Source organism: Bombella intestini (assembly GCF_002003665.1).
GTDB classification, from domain to species: Bacteria; Pseudomonadota; Alphaproteobacteria; order Acetobacterales; family Acetobacteraceae; genus Bombella; species Bombella intestini.
The window spans coordinates 264831-280455 of record NZ_JATM01000004.1 but is presented as its reverse complement, the minus strand read 5'-3'; the positions used below and the strand labels follow the sequence as shown (position 1 = coordinate 280455).

Genomic DNA, 15625 nt, shown 5'->3' with positions numbered 1-15625 from the left:
TATACGCAGAACCCCCTACCCGCACAACCCCAAAAAAGAAGAAAAATCAAAAAAACTTCAAAAAACGTTAAAAAATCCTAAAAAGTCGCAGAAAACCACTGACCAAACAGCCTGATCCCTTCCTCCAAAGGAACCTGTGGGGCCCATGGAATCGTTTTTTTCAAAGCTGTTGTGTCTGCCCATGTCCTCAGCATGTCCTCAGCAGGCTTGGATGCTTTCTGAACAATGGCCTTCTTCTTCAGCACTGTTTCTAAGCAGCGGACTAGATCACCCACTAAACGAGGCTCGCCATACCCTATATTGAAGAGGCGACTTTCCCCCACTGCTGGCGGTGTCTCCATCAGACGTAAAATCGCCGCAACGACATCATCAATATAGGTGAAGTCTCTTGCCAGCCCCTCAGCATCCCAGAGTGTAAGGGGGGTTCCATCATGAATCGCTTTAGCGAAACCATAACAGGCCATATCCGGGCGCCCCTGTGGACCGTACACGGTAAAAAAGCGCATCCCTGTCTGCGCAAACCCATAAAGATGACTATAGGTCTGTGCCGTCAGTTCATTCATCCTTTTGGTTGTCGCATAAAAAGAGGCCTGCGCGCCGATCTCCGCCTCTTCCGAAAAAGGCAACGTGGCAGATGGCCCATAAACAGCCGATGAAGACGCATAAAGAATATGCCGCAACTGCGGTAAGGATCGGCACGCCTCCAAAAGGCTGACCTGCCCCGTAATATTATCTTCTATATAGGCATAAGGATTAAGGCGGGATTGCCGCACCCCGGCCCGGGCGGCGAGATGTAGAACAACATCAATATCAGGGTGAGCAGCAAACAGATCGGCCAAAACGCCCCGATCACACAAATTAGCCCTCGTATAATAAAATCTGGGCACCCCACGGAGTGAAGCAAGACGGAGAGACACCATCTCCGGCGTGGACTGCTCATTATCGATCCCTACAACCGTCCACCCCTGTGCCAGAAGGGACCGGGCCATATGAGACCCAATGAACCCTGCAACGCCCGTTATAAAAACCGTGCGGGACACATCAGTGCGCCCCGCCAGCCAAAGCCTCGGACGTGACCCGGTCGCCAACAAGCAGCCCTAGCTTTTCCGCAGTTCCTGCTGGCAGCTCCAACACAGCCCGGACAGGCCCGTGACTACTGATGATTCCCTCACTTAAAGGCGTAGTATGTTCCTCAATAGCGTGAATACGGTTCTGGTCATCAATAAAGACCATATCTAACGAAACAAATGTATTCCGCATCCACATGGCAGAGCTTTGCGGTGTCGGCCAGACAAACAACATGCCATGGTCCGGTAATATTTGCTTCCGGAACATCTCACCAACCTCCTGCTGATGCGGCGTGCTGGCTACTTCCACTTTAAAATCATGCCCTCGCCCCGCCTGATCCGTAATGGTCAAAGCGACTTCAGGCAAAGGCGGCTGAGCTTCCGTAATCGTCTCTTCTGCACGAGCAATACCCATGATGGCCGTTGCGCTCGCTAGAAAGAGCCCTCCCACTAGAAGGCTCCATCGATAAAGTCCTCTCATCTCTTTCCTCTCCTTCCCTGCCCCGCCACGGAACGGACACTTAATGCTGGAACGCTGGATTGTTCTGTCGCTCCTCCCCAATCGTGGTCGGTAGGCCATGTCCCGGCAGCACGATCATATCATCAGGGAGGGTGAACAACTTGCTACGGATTCTTTCCAGGAGTTGCCGCTCATTGCCATATGGAAAGTCTGTACGCCCCACCGTGCCACGAAACAGCGTATCCCCCGCAATCACTACTCCCGCCTGCCGCAAGATGAACACAACATGGCCGGGCGTATGCCCCGGGACATGCGCCACCTCGATCTCGTGCCCCAGAAAGGACAACACGTCCCCATCTTTGGAAAAACGATCCGGGGTGACGCTTTTCATCCCATTTAACCCAAAGGCCGCTGCCTGCTGCTCGATTCTTTCCAGCAGAAACAAATCCTCCCGTAACGGCCCAATAACAGGCACGTCACGCCCCTGCCGTGCCGTCAGCAACGCCTTGAGGTCTGCCGCACCCCCAGCATGGTCAAGATGACCATGTGTCAGCAAAATAGCCTCGACATGTAGCCCCACCACCTCTTGGGCGAGGCGTGCACTTTCTCCGCCGGGATCGACAATAATAGCCCGCCCTAATTCATCAGACAGAATCGTACAATTCTGTCGAATCGGTGTCACAGTCACTTTTCGCAAGGTTAATTTCATGGTGGGCTTCCACTTCCGACGGCATCGATCAAGAAATGACTTACAACTTCATAACCCACCCGACAAGAAACTGGTCTTCTAGCACATCCGGCCTGCTAAAATGGAAAATATAGAAAAAAGAACAGCAAAATAAACAGAAATGTTTCTGTCACATGAATACAGATTTAATGCCCTCTTTCTTTTTTCCTTATCAAGCACCCCCTCCTAGCAGGTGCTTCACCTTACCGAGTGAGTATAATTGCCGTGAAAGATATTTATGATTGATATATATTTCCTAATATTAAATCTTATTCAGGTCCCTATAGCCCTTTTAAATCAATATTTGTCTTGTCACTCATACCAGCCTTCTGATAGTTTCTTGGGACTATTGAAAGAGTGAGGTCCATTCGGTCAAACAGAACGGGAAGAAGTATCATGCGCCGTGCCGGAAAACGGTTATTTCTATCATGTCTGATGTTTTCTGCGGCAGCATTCTGCGCTCCCAAGGCCGAAGCGAGGCATCATGTCCGCCACTCAAGCCGTATAGTCAGAAGCGGTCATTTCCTTCATAAACATTATCGCCATTACGGCCACGCTCATGTCATCCAGTGTGTGGCTTATGTGCATCAGAGTACAGACTTCCATATCCGTGGTAATGCACGGGATTGGTGGCGTAATGCTGAGGGTCTTTATGCCCGTGGCCAGCAGCCCGAAACAGGTGCAGTGCTGAGCTTCCGCCCCACACGCCGTATGCCGCTTGGTCATGTTGCTGTTGTCCGGGAACAGGTCGATAGCCGAACCATCCTGATTGATCAGGCCCACTGGGCCTCCAATGGCATCAGCCACAACATCAAAGTAGTGGATGTTTCCCCTGAAAATGATTGGACGGCTGTCCGTGTGGCTCTAGCCGGTAATAGCGGCCGCCTTGGCAGCATCTACCCGACACATGGCTTCATCTACAACCGTCCTGATGGCTCTGCGCCAGATTCTCCCCGCTATCGCAATGTCCTTGCCAGAGGGAGAGCTAGCGACATGGAAACAGCGTCCGTTCCGGCTGATACCAACTTCTTCGGGGATGAGGCACCGAGCCGCTCCCTCCAGTAACAGGGAACGAGGCCATAATTTGAGTTTTACTAAAGCCGGGCTGCCCGTTTTTTCACGGGCGTCCGGCTTTGTGATATGGGTGGCCCATCTGAATAGCCTGCGCCCGAAAGAGCTGTTCCGCCAGCATGACCCGGACCAACATATGAGGCCATGTCAACTTGCCAAGTGAAAACACAGCATCAGCCCGCTGAATAATGGCAGCGTCAAATCCTTCTGCACCACCAATCATGAAGCAGACAGGGCGACCACTCTCCTGCCACCCCTGCAACTGGGATGAAAAAACCCGGCTGTCTACGAGTTTACCGCCTTCATCCATCGCAACCAGAAAGGCATTGTCAGGGCAGGCCGCCAAAAGAGCGTCTGCTTCCCGCCGCTTCAACTCGGCCGGAGCACCACGACCCTGAGCAACCTCTACAATTTCCAGTTTCGGGCGTAACCGGGAGCAATAGCGGTCCAGTAACTCACGTTCTGGTCCCGCTTTTAGCTTCCCTACGGCAATGAGCTTCATCAGAGCACTCTCACGCCGTACATCATCTTACTCAACAGCGATTTCTTCCGCAGCAGCCTCGAAATCACCACCCCACATACGTTCAAGCGCATACAGCTCACGGCTTTCCGGCATGAAGAGGTGAACAACCACATCACCAGCATCCATCAGGACCCAATCACTTCCTTGATCACCTTCGATCTGCGGACGGGCTAGATTTTCTTCCTTCAAACGCCGCTCAAGGTGCTGGGCCATAGCGGAAATCTGACGCTCGGAAAGACCAGAAGCAATAACCATGCGCTCGGCGAAACCAGCACGGCCTGTCAGGTCCAGTACAACAATATTCTCAGCCTTATCCTCATCCAGACTTTCTGTGATGACGGACAGAAGACGGGCCAGCCCTTCCTCGGAAAGAGGGGCGGAAGCGGGGATTTCGGTCTCGTTGATGATGATACTCACTCCTGATCGACAGACGGGCGAAACAGCCCTTTTTGACGCAAAGCAGTCGACGATATGTCATTCTGAGGCGCAGAAAGGAACGTCCATCCCGGCCCACTTCTTTTCTCTAGCAGAAGAGACGCTGACCTTCCATCATGACGATGCCGCCGTAGCACAGAGCTGGCCCGCCCCCTAAGGGCTGGTATGATACTTCCCGGCCGAGGCAAAACAGCAATCGGCACCAACTGCGCTAGCCGCCGCCATAACCGCCAACGAGAAAACTGCGCCAGCCCATCCGACCCCATAAGCCAGATGAAACGACAATGAGGGAAACGCTGCTGAAGCATCGCCACAGTTCTGACTGTATAACGCTGCCCTAGCTTCTGCTCTATATCCATAGCGATGATACGCCGCCCATCCGCCAACGCTTGCGCCGTTTCCAACCGCTGGTGAAAAGGAGCCATGCCTTTACGGGCTTTAAGCGGATTCCCCGGTGAGACCATCAGCCAAACCTGATCCAGCTTCAAACTCGCCAATGCTTTGCGGGCAAGCTGTATATGCCCTTCATGCGCCGGATTGAACGAACCACCCAGCAGGCCAATGCGCATCCGGCGGCCATCTCCAAAGCGGGAGGCCGCAGCCCCCAGCGGAGTCGCTGAGGGCTTACGAAGGGAAGAATGTCCCTTCATGGGCAAGGATTACACGTTGAAACGGAACAACAGGACATCACCATCCTGCACAACATAATTCTTGCCCTCGACACGCAGTTTACCTGCTTCACGAGCACCAGCTTCACCTTTGTAGGCCACGTAATCATCATAAGCGATGGTTTCACACGCAATGAAGCCACGCTCGAAGTCATTATGAATAACAGCGGCAGCCTGAGGCGCTTTCGTGCCAGCCGTGATTGTCCATGCACGGGTTTCCTTCGGACCAACTGTAAAATAGGTCTGAAGACCCAGCAGGCGATAACCAGCAGCAATCACACGGTCCAGACCGCTATCCTTCAGGCCGAGGCCATCCAGAAACTCGGCCCGTTCTTCGGCTTCAAGCTGGCTGACCTCTGCCTCAATAGCTGCGGACACGATGACCGCCCCGGCCCCTTCCGCTTCGGCTCGCTTGCGAACTTGCTCAGAATAAGCATTGCCCGTTGAGGCTGAAGCCTCTTCAACATTGCAGACATATAGAACAGGCTTCGTTGTCATCAGCTGGAGGCGGGCAGCTTCGGCTTCCTTCCCCTCAGGAACAGCCGTACGGGCTGGTTTACCCTCACGCAGAGCAGCCAGCAGCGGCTCCATAAGTTCCAGCTGTTCCTTGGCCTCACGGTCATTACCGCGGGCACGCTTTTCCAACCCAACCTTGCGGCGTTCCAGACTATCCAGATCGGCGAGCATCAGTTCCGTTTCGATGATGTCCGCATCACGCACGGGGTCCACACCACCCTCAACATGGGTAATATCGTCATCATCAAAGCAACGCAGAACATGGATGATAGCATCCACCTCACGGATATTAGCGAGGAACTGGTTGCCCAGCCCTTCACCCTTGGAGGCACCACGCACCAGCCCGGCAATATCCACGAACTCAAGGCTCGTCGGCACAATGCGCTGGGAATTACCCGCTTTGGCCAGAACCTCCAGCCGCTCATCTGGCACCGCAACCCGCCCGGTGTTCGGCTCGATAGTGCAGAACGGGTAATTGGCAGACTGAGCCGAAGCTGTCTGTGTCAACGCATTGAAGAGGGTGGATTTGCCGACATTGGGGAGGCCGACGATCCCGCAATTGAACCCCATTCGCTCTCTCCCCTTTATTATGCCTTGTCGGTCTGTCTCATCTCATGCAGCCGCAGGCCTGTTAGATTCTTCTATGTTCAGTTCCGCCGCAGAGCTGTCTTCGTCATGAAGGCCTCATGCTCACCCTGCGCCAAAAGTGGCGTAGCATCCGCCATATCATCCAGCCATAGCTCCAGCTCTGGCCGTTCCGTACTGGAGAAATCCCCCAGCACATGGCCATGTACTTTCTCACGGCTACCCGGATGACCAATACCCAGACGGACACGCCAATAATCAGGACCGGGAAGGGCTTTGTCCATAGAGCGCAGGCCGTTATGCCCGGCAGCTCCGCCGCCCCGCTTGACCCTCATCTTCCCGAAAGCCAGATCCAGCTCATCATGAAAGACGGTAATCTCATCTTGTGGGATTTTGTAGAAATGTGCTGCCTGCTGCACGCTGTCACCAGACAGATTCATGTAGGTCAGTGGCTTGAGCAGAACAACCTTCTGCCGCCCGACCATCCCTTCTGCCGTTTCCCCACGGAAACGCTTGCGCCACGGGCTAAACCCGTGGCGCGAGGCAATCGCATCGACTGCCATGAAGCCGATATTATGCCGGTTGCGGCTCATTGATACACCCGGATTACCGAGCCCAACCCAGAGCTTCACAACCGTAATACCTCTTACTTAGCTTCAGCAGCGGCTTCCTCAGAAGCCTCTTCGGCCTCTTCATCGACCGTCGGCGGTGCGATGGAGGCGATCACGAAGTTGGGGATATGCAGGGTCGGTGTGGAATGTTCCGTACCCTGAAGGTCGTCCCAACGCACGTTGTCGTTGATGTCCAGCTTGCTGAGGTCAACCGTGAAATGCTCAGGGATGTTCTCAACCGGCACTTCAACGTCAACGGAGTGACGAGCAATGTTCAGCACACCACCACGCTTGATGCCAGGAGCCTCATCTTCACCCGTGAAGGTAATGCCAACCTGAACATGCACGCTCTGGCCAGGGACCAGACGCAGGAAGTCGATGTGAATCGGCGCATCGGACACCGGATGGAACTGGATGTCACGGATCAGGGCATGAACCTGCTCACCACCAATGCTGAACTGGTACAGGCGGGACTGCCAAGCACCACGGTGCAGCTCTTTCATGATGATGCGGGGATCGATGGAGACCAGAGTCGGCTCCTTCTTACCACCATAAACCACGCCCGGGACCATGCCCTCACGACGTGTTGCGCGCGCTGCCCCCTTACCTGCTTTGGCGCGCTGGGAGATCTCCAGTGTCGTTACTTTCGCCACGTTATACGCTCCTGCGTTCTTGAATTATTACACCCAACCGGCCTCCAGGGGTGCCGGATGGTTGCCCCGCCCTAGCGGAAAAAAGCAAAAAAGACAATTTTTTTATCCGTCAGCCTACCCGCCCCGCACGAATGACAGAGACCTGACGCCCTGTTCTTGCATCCCCTTTCAGGGTGGCCCGGCGATGGCTGAAAAACTGCCTACCCGCCAACGTATCGTGACCTGTCCATGCGCTTCGCACGCCCTGCTTATCCAGAAGAGAGAGACAGAAAGCAGGTAGATCAAACTGATAGTGACCATCCCGTACCGCCGGAACAAAGAAACGCTCCCCTTCCGGGTGCTGCTCCAAAACAGCCCGATGCATATCCTCGCCCACCTCATAAGAAGCTGGACCGATACAGGGACCAACCACGGCACGAAGCCCCTCCGCCCCCAACAAGCGCATCTGTTCCACGGTCTGCTCCAGCACACCCCCTATGGCTCCACGCCACCCCGCATGGGCCGCACCGACAACCCGGCCATCCTCCGAAGCCAGAAGCACAGGGGCACAATCCGCTGTTGCCACACCCAATGCGATATCCGGACTATCCGTCACTAGCGCATCCCCTGCGGGAAGAGCCTCATGGCCCTTCATGTGCGACCAGACATCTTCTACCCGCCGCAACACATGCACATCCGCCCCGTGAACCTGCCGAAGCGCCACCAGCTGCTCCAGCTCTACCCCCATAGCAGCAGCCATACGCCGCCTATTTTCCTGCACGTCTTCAAGCCGATCCTGCGTCCCTAGCCCACCATTGAGTGTCTCGTAAGGAGCTGCCGATACCCCGCCTTGCCGGGTAAAGAATCCATGCTGCACCGGCAATAGAGAGGCTTGTATCAACGGAGGACACGTCATTCTGTTATCCAGTCTGTTTCCCGTGCTGGGTGACGGAAGGCATAGACCATGAGACCAATCCCGGCCAATGCCATAGGCAGGCACAGAATCTGCCCCATTGTGATACCCCCTGCCAGAAAACCGATATTATCATCCGGCTGGCGGAACAGCTCACAAAAAGCCCGGGCACAGGCATAACCAAACAGGAACAGACCGGAGAGAAACCCAGCCCGTGCCCGCAAGGGGCGGCGGCTCACGGCCAGAAACATCACAATCAGGAGCAGGACACCTTCTGTCAGGGCTTCGTAAAGTTCGGAAGGGTGCCGGGGTTCCGGCCCTACAGCTGGAAAGATCATAGCCCACGGCACGGCACTCGCCACAGGCCGACCCCAGAGTTCCCCATTAATGAAATTGGCACACCGCCCTAAGGCCAACCCGATCGGCACCACAACCACGATCCGATCGGAGAAAGCCAAGAAATTCAGCTTCCGCCGCCACGTAAACAGGGCCAATGCAATAATGACGCCTGCCGCTCCACCATGGAAAGACATGCCCCCCTTCCACGTGGCGAAAATTTCCAGAGGATGGGAAAGAAAGAAAAGAGGCCGGTAAAACAGGACATAACCCAGTCGTCCCCCCAGCAGCACACCCAGCACCGCATAGGCGAGAAAGTCATCCACAGCCAGTTTTGAAGCTACTTTCGGGCCGAGCTGAACCAACCTACGGGCTAGGGGCAGCGCAATGATGAAGGCCAGAATATAAGCAAGAGCATACCAGCGCACCACCACCGGGCCGATCTGAAAAGCGACCGGGTCCAACCCCGGAAAGACAAGCGGAGATGTCACAGATAGGACCTTCCTGAAGCCAGATACTCGCCAATGTAACGGCTAATCCCTTCCTCCAGAGAGGTAAAGGACGCCGTATAGCCTGCCTCATACAGGGCACTCATATCCGCCTGTGTAAAGGACTGATACTGCCCCTTTAGGCTCTCTGGCATTGGGATATAATCAATCTCTGCCGGCCGCCCCGCTGCGGCACAAACAGCCCGTGTCAGAGCTTCATAGGTCCGTGCCTGTCCTGTTCCACAATTGAACAGCCCACTGACAGAAGGGTGCTCCAGCAGCCAGAGCAGAACATTCACCACATCACCAACCCAGATGAAATCACGCTTCTGCTGCCCATCAGCGATATCGGGCCGGTCTGACTGGAACAAGCGCACAGGGCCACCAGCCATCAACTCATCATATTTCACCTTGATGACCGAGATCATCCGCCCTTTGTGATATTCATTAGGACCATAGACATTGAAGAACTTCAAACCAGCCCATTGCGGCGGGGTTGGCTCTCCAGCTTCCACTGTCCGCTTTACCCAAAGGTCGAATGCTTGTTTGGACCATCCATAGAGATTGAGCGGCTGTAGCCCTTCAATACTTCTCAACCCATCAACGAACAGGTCCGGCCTATCGGCTGCCCCATAAGTAGCCGCAGAAGAGGCGTAGAGGAACGGAACCTTTTGCTCCGCACACCACCGCCAAAGCTGCTGGGAGAGAGTAACATTGCTCTGCCACACCAAATCGCCATCTCGAGCGGTCGTCTCGCTGATGGCCCCCATATGGATGACGGCCTCCACCCCCTTCGCCTCTGCCAGAAAGGCTGTCAGCTCATTAGGGGGGACCAAAAGATGGGGCGGATGGCTGGCAAGATTACGCCACTTTCCCTGATCGTGTAGATAATCCACAACGACAGTCCGCTGCCCGCGCTGGAACAGGGCATTCTGTACGCATGACCCAATAAATCCGGCTCCGCCGGTGACGATAATCATTCTTCCTGTATAGTCTGGCAGAAAGCGGCTTCCAACAGGGAGAACGCAGAAACAGGGATGACTGGTTGACAGACCAGTGTCCGGTTCTGAAAGAGTCATGACGGAAAGACAGGTCCGTTTTCAATGCTGAATGTCCAGGAGTACACATTATGGTCTCTCGCCCCCGTTTCCTTGATGACCTGACCGGCCTTGCCGGAACGGCATTCTCTGCCGCATCTGGCCTGCGGGAGGAGGTCCATACGCTCATCCGTAGCCAGATCAACGAGATCCTGTTCTCTCTTAATCTCGTACGCCGGGATGAATTTGATGCCGTGCAGGAAATGGCAGCTCGTGCCCGGGCCGAGCAGGAGCAGACCACACAGCGCCTTCAGGCTCTGGAAGCCCGACTGGACGAACTGGAACAGGCCCTGACAGCCCCATCCTCACAACGCTGACCCTCTATTCATCCCCACACAGACACGGAGATCCTCCATGACAACACCTACCCTCCTTCTAGTCGGCTGCGGCAAAATGGGCGGTGCCCTTATGCGGGGTTGGGTCAGCAGCCCGAACCCGCCACGCCTCTTCATCCTAGACCGGAAGATTCAGGATGCTCCCGCTGGCAGCACTGTCTTTCGCACACCGGAAGAGATCACAGATGACGTCCAGCCGGATATCATCGTGCTGGCCGTCAAACCCGCTGGCGCAGAGCCTATGCTAAAGGCCCTCCGCAACGTGCTGGGTTCCAGGATGGATAAAGCCGCTCTACTCTCCGTCATGGCAGGTAAAAGCTGCGAGAAACTGGCTGAATGGTGCGGCCGGGCCGATATGCCCATCATCCGCACCATGCCCAATACACCTTCCAGCGTAGGAGCTGGCAGCACGGGGCTTTATGCCTCCCCACATGTAAGCAAGGCACAAAAAGAGTTGGCCATCCGCCTGATGGAACAGGTGGGAGCCGTTGTCCCTGTCCCGCATGAAGAAGACCTGCGCTCCGTCATCGCCATTGCAGGCTCTGCCCCGGCCTATGTGTTTCTTCTGGCCGAACTGCTGGAGAAAACAGGCCAAGAACTGGGACTGGAGAAAAAGGCCGCACGCACGTTAGTCCGCAGCATGATTTATGGCGTTGGCAAGATGCTGCATGAGCTGCCCGATGAAGCCGAAACCCTGCGGAAGAACGTCACCAGCCCCAATGGCACGACCGCTGCTGCGCTAAATGTCTTTATGGCTGAAGAGAACTGGCCTCGCCTAGTTCCGCTGGCCGCTGAGGCCGCCATCAAACGCTCCCGCGAGCTTGATGACTAAAACCGGCCACAGGTAGGGGGCCTCCACAAGGGCCTCCCTACCTGCCCCATCACCGCTGCCGCACGGACAGGGACAACCATCATGAACGCTGACCATCACGACCCGCTCTTTGACAGGACCATGATTGAAGCTACGCTCCAGCTTGCCCAGGACGTAGGCTGGCAGCGTGTCTCCCTTGTTGATGCTTCACGTGAAGCAGAACTGCCTCTCCAGCAAGTCCGGCAGCGTTTTCCGTTCAAAGCCATGATTCTGCTGCGGCTAAACCAGCAGATTGATGATGCAGCCCTTTGTGGGGAAAGTTACGGCACGACTGTTCGTGAGCGGTTATTCGACCTCCTCATGCGACGCTTTGATGCCATGCAGGATTACCGCTCTGGCATCTGTGCCATCATGCGGACCCTCCCCCGTGACCCTGCACTAGCAGCTTTCCTCGCAGGTACGACTATGGAGAGCCTACGCTGGATTGCCGATGCCGCTATGCTGAACCGGCAAGGCCTCACCGGCTTGGTTCGCCTGAATGCCCTGTTAGCCCTGTGGTCCAGAGCACTCATCAGCTGGGAAAAAGACGACTCGCCGGACCTCGCCACAACGATGCAGACACTGGATGGCGCCCTAGCCCGTGCCGAACGAATGGGGCTACTGAAGGAAGCCTCAACCTCCAGTCTCTCAGCCACACCAGAGGGCGGACTACCCGACCATATTGCACCTGATGAGCAAACTGTCGTGAATCACACACCCCATGATGAGCCAACCTGACCACACATCAACAAAAAATACTCTATCTCTCTTTACCCCCTTTAAGGTTCACGATATTAAGGGCGCAGCGTTGGGGCGTAGCCAAGCGGTAAGGCAGCGGATTTTGATTCCGCCATGCGGAGGTTCGAATCCTCCCGCCCCAGCCAAAAATATCCCCCCTCCCAAAATTGAAGCATAAAAAAAACGCCGCCTCCATTGTGGAAACGGCGCTCTTGCCATGTCTGCTGCATAAAAAAACTCCGGCCCCTTTACGGGACCGGAGCAGAAGAGATCAGAACTTCTGGAAGTCTTTCGGCTGAAGCTGACCCTGATCAAGGAAGGTAATCTGACCCTGATCATTCGGCAGATCAATAGTGGTATTCCCACCCTTGACGGTCTGATTCTCAAGCATCTGACCGATTTGCTCGTCAGTTGCCTTAAGACCAACCTTGTTACCTGCAGCCTTACCGAAGTCGGAGATCGTGTAATGGCCGCCTTTGTTGTTCAGGAACTGGAACAAGTTGGCAGACCCACTACCACCGCTCAATGTTGCACCGGCATCAACACCACCAGCCACCGTGTTGTTAACGGTGATTGTGTCGGACGCTGTACCGCCGTTGATCGTATCCCCAATCCCGGCAAAAGCCTGCAGAGACTGATGAGATGCTGAGGCATCAAACAGGATATTATCCGGGTTCAGAGCATTGCTCTGATGATCCGTCTCAAAGACGCTCTGCCCAGCACTACCCTGACGGGCGTAATGGTAAACGCTATTGGCTGTCCCGAAAATGGTTGCGTTATCGCCGACAGAACGTGTGCCAGACCCCACACCACCAAGGAAGCTCAGCGTACCGCCAAGAGAAAGCTGCGTCCCATCACCAGCGGCGGAGACAGTGTCCTGCCCACCCAGCACGGTAGCCGCCTGACTCTCCGTATCATCCCCCATGCGGAGGAGATCTGCATCAAGAGATGTAAGCGGGCCACCCTCCACAACTTCGGAAGGAGACAATTGAGAACCAGTGCCATCCCCGGACCCCGAGGCAGACACCAGAGATGCGAAGGAGGTTGAAAACAGCTTATCCAGATCCGCCATTTTAATGGGAACGTTTACGGGGAACTGATGCTGCTGCCCTCCGGGAACGGTTACGATAGCCAAGAAAATTCACCTCAATGCAGCGTTGATCACACTCAACAGGGCCAACAGGAAGGCCAGTCTCCTCGACCGGGGCCATAGACCATTCCACTTCCCCTCTTGGCTGTAGAAATCGCCATCTTTCATGGCCTCTTCTGGTCCAAATTGAGGAATATGTGTGACAGCCTATTTAGAACCCGACCTTTCCGGGCGGGACCGTGCAAGGATTACAAAACCCTTCCTTATTAATTTCCTAATAGTAACCCTTGCATTACGCAACGACAACCCGTTCATAGCTGTTTAGTTAAAAATAACGATTCTAAATAGAAAAATGCACAATGCCTTGCATGCACTCCTGCACACAAGGCACTGATAAAGCTTCATAAAATGAAATTAGATTGGCTAGCCTCGGCCCATCACCGTATGCGGGATGCCAGACGCTCCAACGCCGCAATCCAAAGATTCGCCGTGCCATCGGACGGTGCCCGCCAGTCCCCACGGGGGGATAGACTCCCCCCCGCCACGACCTTCGGCCCATTAGGCATGGCCGAACGTTTGAACTGACTAGTCGCAAAAAACCGCCTCATGAACAGGCGCATCCAGTGAATAATTGTCGGCAAATCATACCCGACCCGATCCCGCTCTGGATAGTTCAGCGGCCAGCTACCCTTTTCAGCATCCCGCCACGCATGAAACTGAAGAAAAGCAATCTTCTCCGGTGCGAATCCATGACGCAACACATAGTAAAGAGTGAAATCTTGTAATGGATAAGGGCCGATTACCTGTTGAGTACTCTGCACCCCCTGCCCTTGGTCTGGTACTAACTCAGGTGAAATCTCCGCTGATACAATTTTCTCCAGAATCGTACGGGCAGTAACGGAGAAACTATCATCATGCCCCACAGCCCAGCGGATAACATGCTGAATAAGCGTCTTAGGCAGGCCCGCATTCACATTGTAATGGGCCATCTGGTCCCCAACGCCATAGGTACACCACCCCAAGGCCAACTCGGACATATCCCCCGTCCCAATCACCAGCCCCTGATGGTGGTTGGCCAACCGGAAAAGAAAGTCCGTCCGTAATCCAGCCTGTACATTCTCAAACGTCACATCATGGACTGGCTCACCACGCCCATAGGGATGGTCGATAGCCTTCAGCATAGCCAACGCCGTGGGCCGAATATCCAATTCCCCGGCACTAACACCAAGACTTGCCATCAAGCCATGTGCCATAGCGAGGGACTCACTACCTGTCGCAAAGCCCGGCATCGTTCTGGCCAGAACACGGCTCCGCTCCCACCCCAGACAGTCCGCTGCCTTCACCGCAACCAGAAGCGCAAGGGCACTATCCAACCCTCCCGACACGCCAATGACCATGGTGCTAGCATGAGCTGCCCTCAACCTCTGACACAGAGCCTGAACCTGAATACCCCACGCCTCTCGGCAATCCTGCTCGCAGAGTTCTGGACGGGCGGGAACAAAGGGGAACCGGGGAACATCGCGCCGCAGCCCCCAGTCTTTCACCTCCGGGGCCAGAGCGAAATCAACATGCCGGAAACCATCATCACCAGCGAGACCGAAATAGCCATTCTGGAGCCGTTCCTGCCTCAGTCGGTCGAGGTCGATATCCGCCACGACCATCTCTCCCTGCCGGACAAAACGCTCCGAAGAGGCAAGACAATCTCCCGCTTCATGAATCAGGAGCTGACCATCCCAGGCCAAATCAGTCGTGGATTCGCCCTCACTAGCAGCCGCATAAAGATAGGCACTGGCTGTCCGCATGGACTGCGCCTTACAGAGCAAAGCACGTTGCTCCGCCCGCCCGACTGTCACAGGGGACGCTGAAAGGTTAGCCAGAACCGTTGCCCCAGCCTGCGCCAACGCTCCACTAGGCGGCTGCGGCACCCAAAGGTCTTCACAGATTTCCACACCCAGCGTCAGGCCGGGGATATCCTCTGCCTTAAACAGAATATCCGTCCCGAACGGTACAGCCTGTCCACCCAACATGATGGTGCCCGAACAACCTTGCCCGCTGGTAAAATGTCGGGGTTCATAGAATTCCCGATACCGGGGCAGCATCGTCTTGGGAACAATACCCAGAATCCGCCCCCTGTGGAAAACCGCCGCACAATTATACAGGGCATCCCCCCGCCGCAAGGGAAGGCCGACAATGCCAACGGTCATGAAGTCGGCTGTTTCTTCAACCAGCGTCAGCAGGGCCTGTTGCGCTCCTTCCAACACCACTTGCTGGAAGAAGATGTCCTCCAACGTATACCCCGTCAGCCCCAGCTCTGGGAAAACGGCAACAGCAACGCCCTGGCTATGGCAACGCTCCAGCCACTCCCGCACGACCATCGCATTATGGAGAGGCTCACCCAATGTGATAGGCGTGGTACAAGCCGCCACACGGGCAAAGCCCTGTCGGTACAGACACAGAAAATCAGCCAGAGACATGGCAGCTTC

18 protein-coding genes and 1 tRNA gene are annotated in these 15625 nt (G+C 55.2%); 5 read left to right on the top strand and 14 right to left on the bottom strand.

The genetic code is table 11. The features are described 5' to 3' along the window. Nucleotides 1–77: 77 nt before the first annotated feature. Genes AL01_RS07830 through AL01_RS07820 form a run of 3 tightly spaced genes read right to left on the bottom strand, consistent with a single transcriptional unit; the run spans nucleotide 78 to nucleotide 2236 of the window. Nucleotides 78–1040, bottom strand: coding sequence for an NAD-dependent epimerase/dehydratase family protein (locus tag AL01_RS07830; protein WP_241502767.1), 963 nt, complete (start codon nucleotides 1038–1040; stop codon nucleotides 78–80). A gap of 1 nt (nucleotide 1041) precedes the next feature. After that, nucleotides 1042–1548 (bottom strand): DUF192 domain-containing protein, encoded by a 507-nt coding sequence (locus AL01_RS07825; protein ID WP_077396955.1) that lies wholly within the window; start codon nucleotides 1546–1548, stop codon nucleotides 1042–1044. Between the two features lie 40 nt (nucleotides 1549–1588). Next, nucleotides 1589–2236, bottom strand: coding sequence for an MBL fold metallo-hydrolase (locus AL01_RS07820; RefSeq protein ID WP_164468762.1), 648 nt, complete (start codon nucleotides 2234–2236; stop codon nucleotides 1589–1591). A gap of 414 nt (nucleotides 2237–2650) precedes the next feature. On the opposite strand from AL01_RS07820, the gene AL01_RS07815 reads away from it, so the two are divergent. Further along, a complete protein-coding gene (locus AL01_RS07815) occupies nucleotides 2651–3319 on the top strand; it encodes a CHAP domain-containing protein (RefSeq protein WP_077396954.1) in 669 nt (222 codons plus the stop codon). 52 nt (nucleotides 3320–3371) lie between these two features. Here the strand turns inward: AL01_RS07815 and AL01_RS07810 are convergent, their stop codons facing one another. From AL01_RS07810 to rfaD, 9 genes are all read right to left on the bottom strand, one after another. Continuing rightward, the gene (locus tag AL01_RS07810; RefSeq protein ID WP_077396953.1) at nucleotides 3372–3827 is read right to left on the bottom strand and encodes a 23S rRNA (pseudouridine(1915)-N(3))-methyltransferase RlmH; all 456 of its coding nucleotides are present in this window, start codon (nucleotides 3825–3827) and stop codon (nucleotides 3372–3374) included. 27 nt (nucleotides 3828–3854) lie between these two features. Then, a complete protein-coding gene (rsfS, locus tag AL01_RS07805; protein ID WP_143280734.1) occupies nucleotides 3855–4265 on the bottom strand; it encodes a ribosome silencing factor in 411 nt (136 codons plus the stop codon). Next, nucleotides 4262–4933 (bottom strand): nicotinate-nucleotide adenylyltransferase, encoded by a 672-nt coding sequence (locus AL01_RS07800; protein WP_077396951.1) that lies wholly within the window; start codon nucleotides 4931–4933, stop codon nucleotides 4262–4264. Before AL01_RS07800 ends, rsfS begins: the two co-directional genes overlap by 4 nt. Nucleotides 4934–4942: 9 nt before the next feature. Beyond that, a complete protein-coding gene (gene ychF, locus AL01_RS07795) occupies nucleotides 4943–6037 on the bottom strand; it encodes a redox-regulated ATPase YchF (RefSeq protein ID WP_077396950.1) in 1095 nt (364 codons plus the stop codon). A 77-nt stretch (nucleotides 6038–6114) separates the two neighbouring features. Next, nucleotides 6115–6684, bottom strand: a complete 570-nt coding sequence (gene pth, locus AL01_RS07790) for an aminoacyl-tRNA hydrolase (RefSeq protein ID WP_077396949.1) — start codon at nucleotides 6682–6684, stop codon at nucleotides 6115–6117. Between the two features lie 14 nt (nucleotides 6685–6698). Then, nucleotides 6699–7316 (bottom strand): 50S ribosomal protein L25/general stress protein Ctc, encoded by a 618-nt coding sequence (locus AL01_RS07785; protein WP_077396948.1) that lies wholly within the window; start codon nucleotides 7314–7316, stop codon nucleotides 6699–6701. Between the two features lie 109 nt (nucleotides 7317–7425). Beyond that, a complete protein-coding gene (gene pgeF, locus AL01_RS07780; protein ID WP_077396946.1) occupies nucleotides 7426–8211 on the bottom strand; it encodes a peptidoglycan editing factor PgeF in 786 nt (261 codons plus the stop codon). Continuing rightward, nucleotides 8208–9035: a prolipoprotein diacylglyceryl transferase gene (lgt, locus tag AL01_RS07775; protein WP_077396944.1), complete on the bottom strand. Its 828-nt coding sequence runs from the start codon at nucleotides 9033–9035 to the stop codon at nucleotides 8208–8210. The genes pgeF and lgt overlap by 4 nt, the downstream gene beginning before the upstream one ends. After that, on the bottom strand, nucleotides 9032–10012 hold the full coding sequence (rfaD, locus tag AL01_RS07770; RefSeq protein WP_077396942.1) for an ADP-glyceromanno-heptose 6-epimerase: 981 nt from the start codon (nucleotides 10010–10012) through the stop codon (nucleotides 9032–9034). The genes lgt and rfaD overlap by 4 nt, the downstream gene beginning before the upstream one ends. A 149-nt stretch (nucleotides 10013–10161) precedes the next feature. Between rfaD and AL01_RS07765 the strand changes: the two genes are divergently transcribed. The 4 genes from AL01_RS07765 (at nucleotide 10162) to AL01_RS07750 (ending at nucleotide 12198) form a co-directional block, all read left to right on the top strand. Next, nucleotides 10162–10446 (top strand): accessory factor UbiK family protein, encoded by a 285-nt coding sequence (locus AL01_RS07765; RefSeq protein ID WP_077396940.1) that lies wholly within the window; start codon nucleotides 10162–10164, stop codon nucleotides 10444–10446. Between the two features lie 37 nt (nucleotides 10447–10483). Beyond that, nucleotides 10484–11296 (top strand): pyrroline-5-carboxylate reductase, encoded by an 813-nt coding sequence (gene proC / locus AL01_RS07760; RefSeq protein WP_077396938.1) that lies wholly within the window; start codon nucleotides 10484–10486, stop codon nucleotides 11294–11296. Between the two features lie 81 nt (nucleotides 11297–11377). Beyond that, nucleotides 11378–12052: a hypothetical protein gene (locus AL01_RS07755; protein WP_077396936.1), complete on the top strand. Its 675-nt coding sequence runs from the start codon at nucleotides 11378–11380 to the stop codon at nucleotides 12050–12052. A gap of 71 nt (nucleotides 12053–12123) precedes the next feature. After that, a tRNA-Gln gene (locus tag AL01_RS07750) sits at nucleotides 12124–12198 on the top strand. Between the two features lie 125 nt (nucleotides 12199–12323). Here AL01_RS07750 and AL01_RS07745 read toward each other — a convergent pair. Both AL01_RS07745 and AL01_RS07740 read right to left on the bottom strand, forming a co-directional pair. Continuing rightward, nucleotides 12324–13187, bottom strand: a complete 864-nt coding sequence (locus AL01_RS07745; RefSeq protein ID WP_077396934.1) for a hypothetical protein — start codon at nucleotides 13185–13187, stop codon at nucleotides 12324–12326. Nucleotides 13188–13579: 392 nt separating this feature from the next. Further along, nucleotides 13580–15616: an NAD(+) synthase gene (locus AL01_RS07740; RefSeq protein WP_077396932.1), complete on the bottom strand. Its 2037-nt coding sequence runs from the start codon at nucleotides 15614–15616 to the stop codon at nucleotides 13580–13582. Nucleotides 15617–15625 lie beyond the last annotated feature (9 nt).

Coding starts and splice junctions, on each gene's coding strand:
- AL01_RS07740 (WP_077396932.1), bottom strand. CDS start 15,616: ATGTCTCTGGCTGATTTTCTGTGTCTGTACCGACAGGGCTTTGCCCGT.
- ychF (WP_077396950.1), bottom strand. CDS start 6,037: ATGGGGTTCAATTGCGGGATCGTCGGCCTCCCCAATGTCGGCAAATCC.
- rfaD (WP_077396942.1), bottom strand. CDS start 10,012: ATGATTATCGTCACCGGCGGAGCCGGATTTATTGGGTCATGCGTACAG.
- AL01_RS07765 (WP_077396940.1), top strand. CDS start 10,162: ATGGTCTCTCGCCCCCGTTTCCTTGATGACCTGACCGGCCTTGCCGGA.
- AL01_RS07800 (WP_077396951.1), bottom strand. CDS start 4,933: ATGAAGGGACATTCTTCCCTTCGTAAGCCCTCAGCGACTCCGCTGGGG.
- AL01_RS07820 (WP_164468762.1), bottom strand. CDS start 2,236: ATGAAATTAACCTTGCGAAAAGTGACTGTGACACCGATTCGACAGAAT.
- pgeF (WP_077396946.1), bottom strand. CDS start 8,211: ATGACGTGTCCTCCGTTGATACAAGCCTCTCTATTGCCGGTGCAGCAT.
- AL01_RS07815 (WP_077396954.1), top strand. CDS start 2,651: ATGCGCCGTGCCGGAAAACGGTTATTTCTATCATGTCTGATGTTTTCT.
- AL01_RS07810 (WP_077396953.1), bottom strand. CDS start 3,827: ATGAAGCTCATTGCCGTAGGGAAGCTAAAAGCGGGACCAGAACGTGAG.
- AL01_RS07825 (WP_077396955.1), bottom strand. CDS start 1,548: ATGAGAGGACTTTATCGATGGAGCCTTCTAGTGGGAGGGCTCTTTCTA.
- AL01_RS07755 (WP_077396936.1), top strand. CDS start 11,378: ATGAACGCTGACCATCACGACCCGCTCTTTGACAGGACCATGATTGAA.
- proC (WP_077396938.1), top strand. CDS start 10,484: ATGACAACACCTACCCTCCTTCTAGTCGGCTGCGGCAAAATGGGCGGT.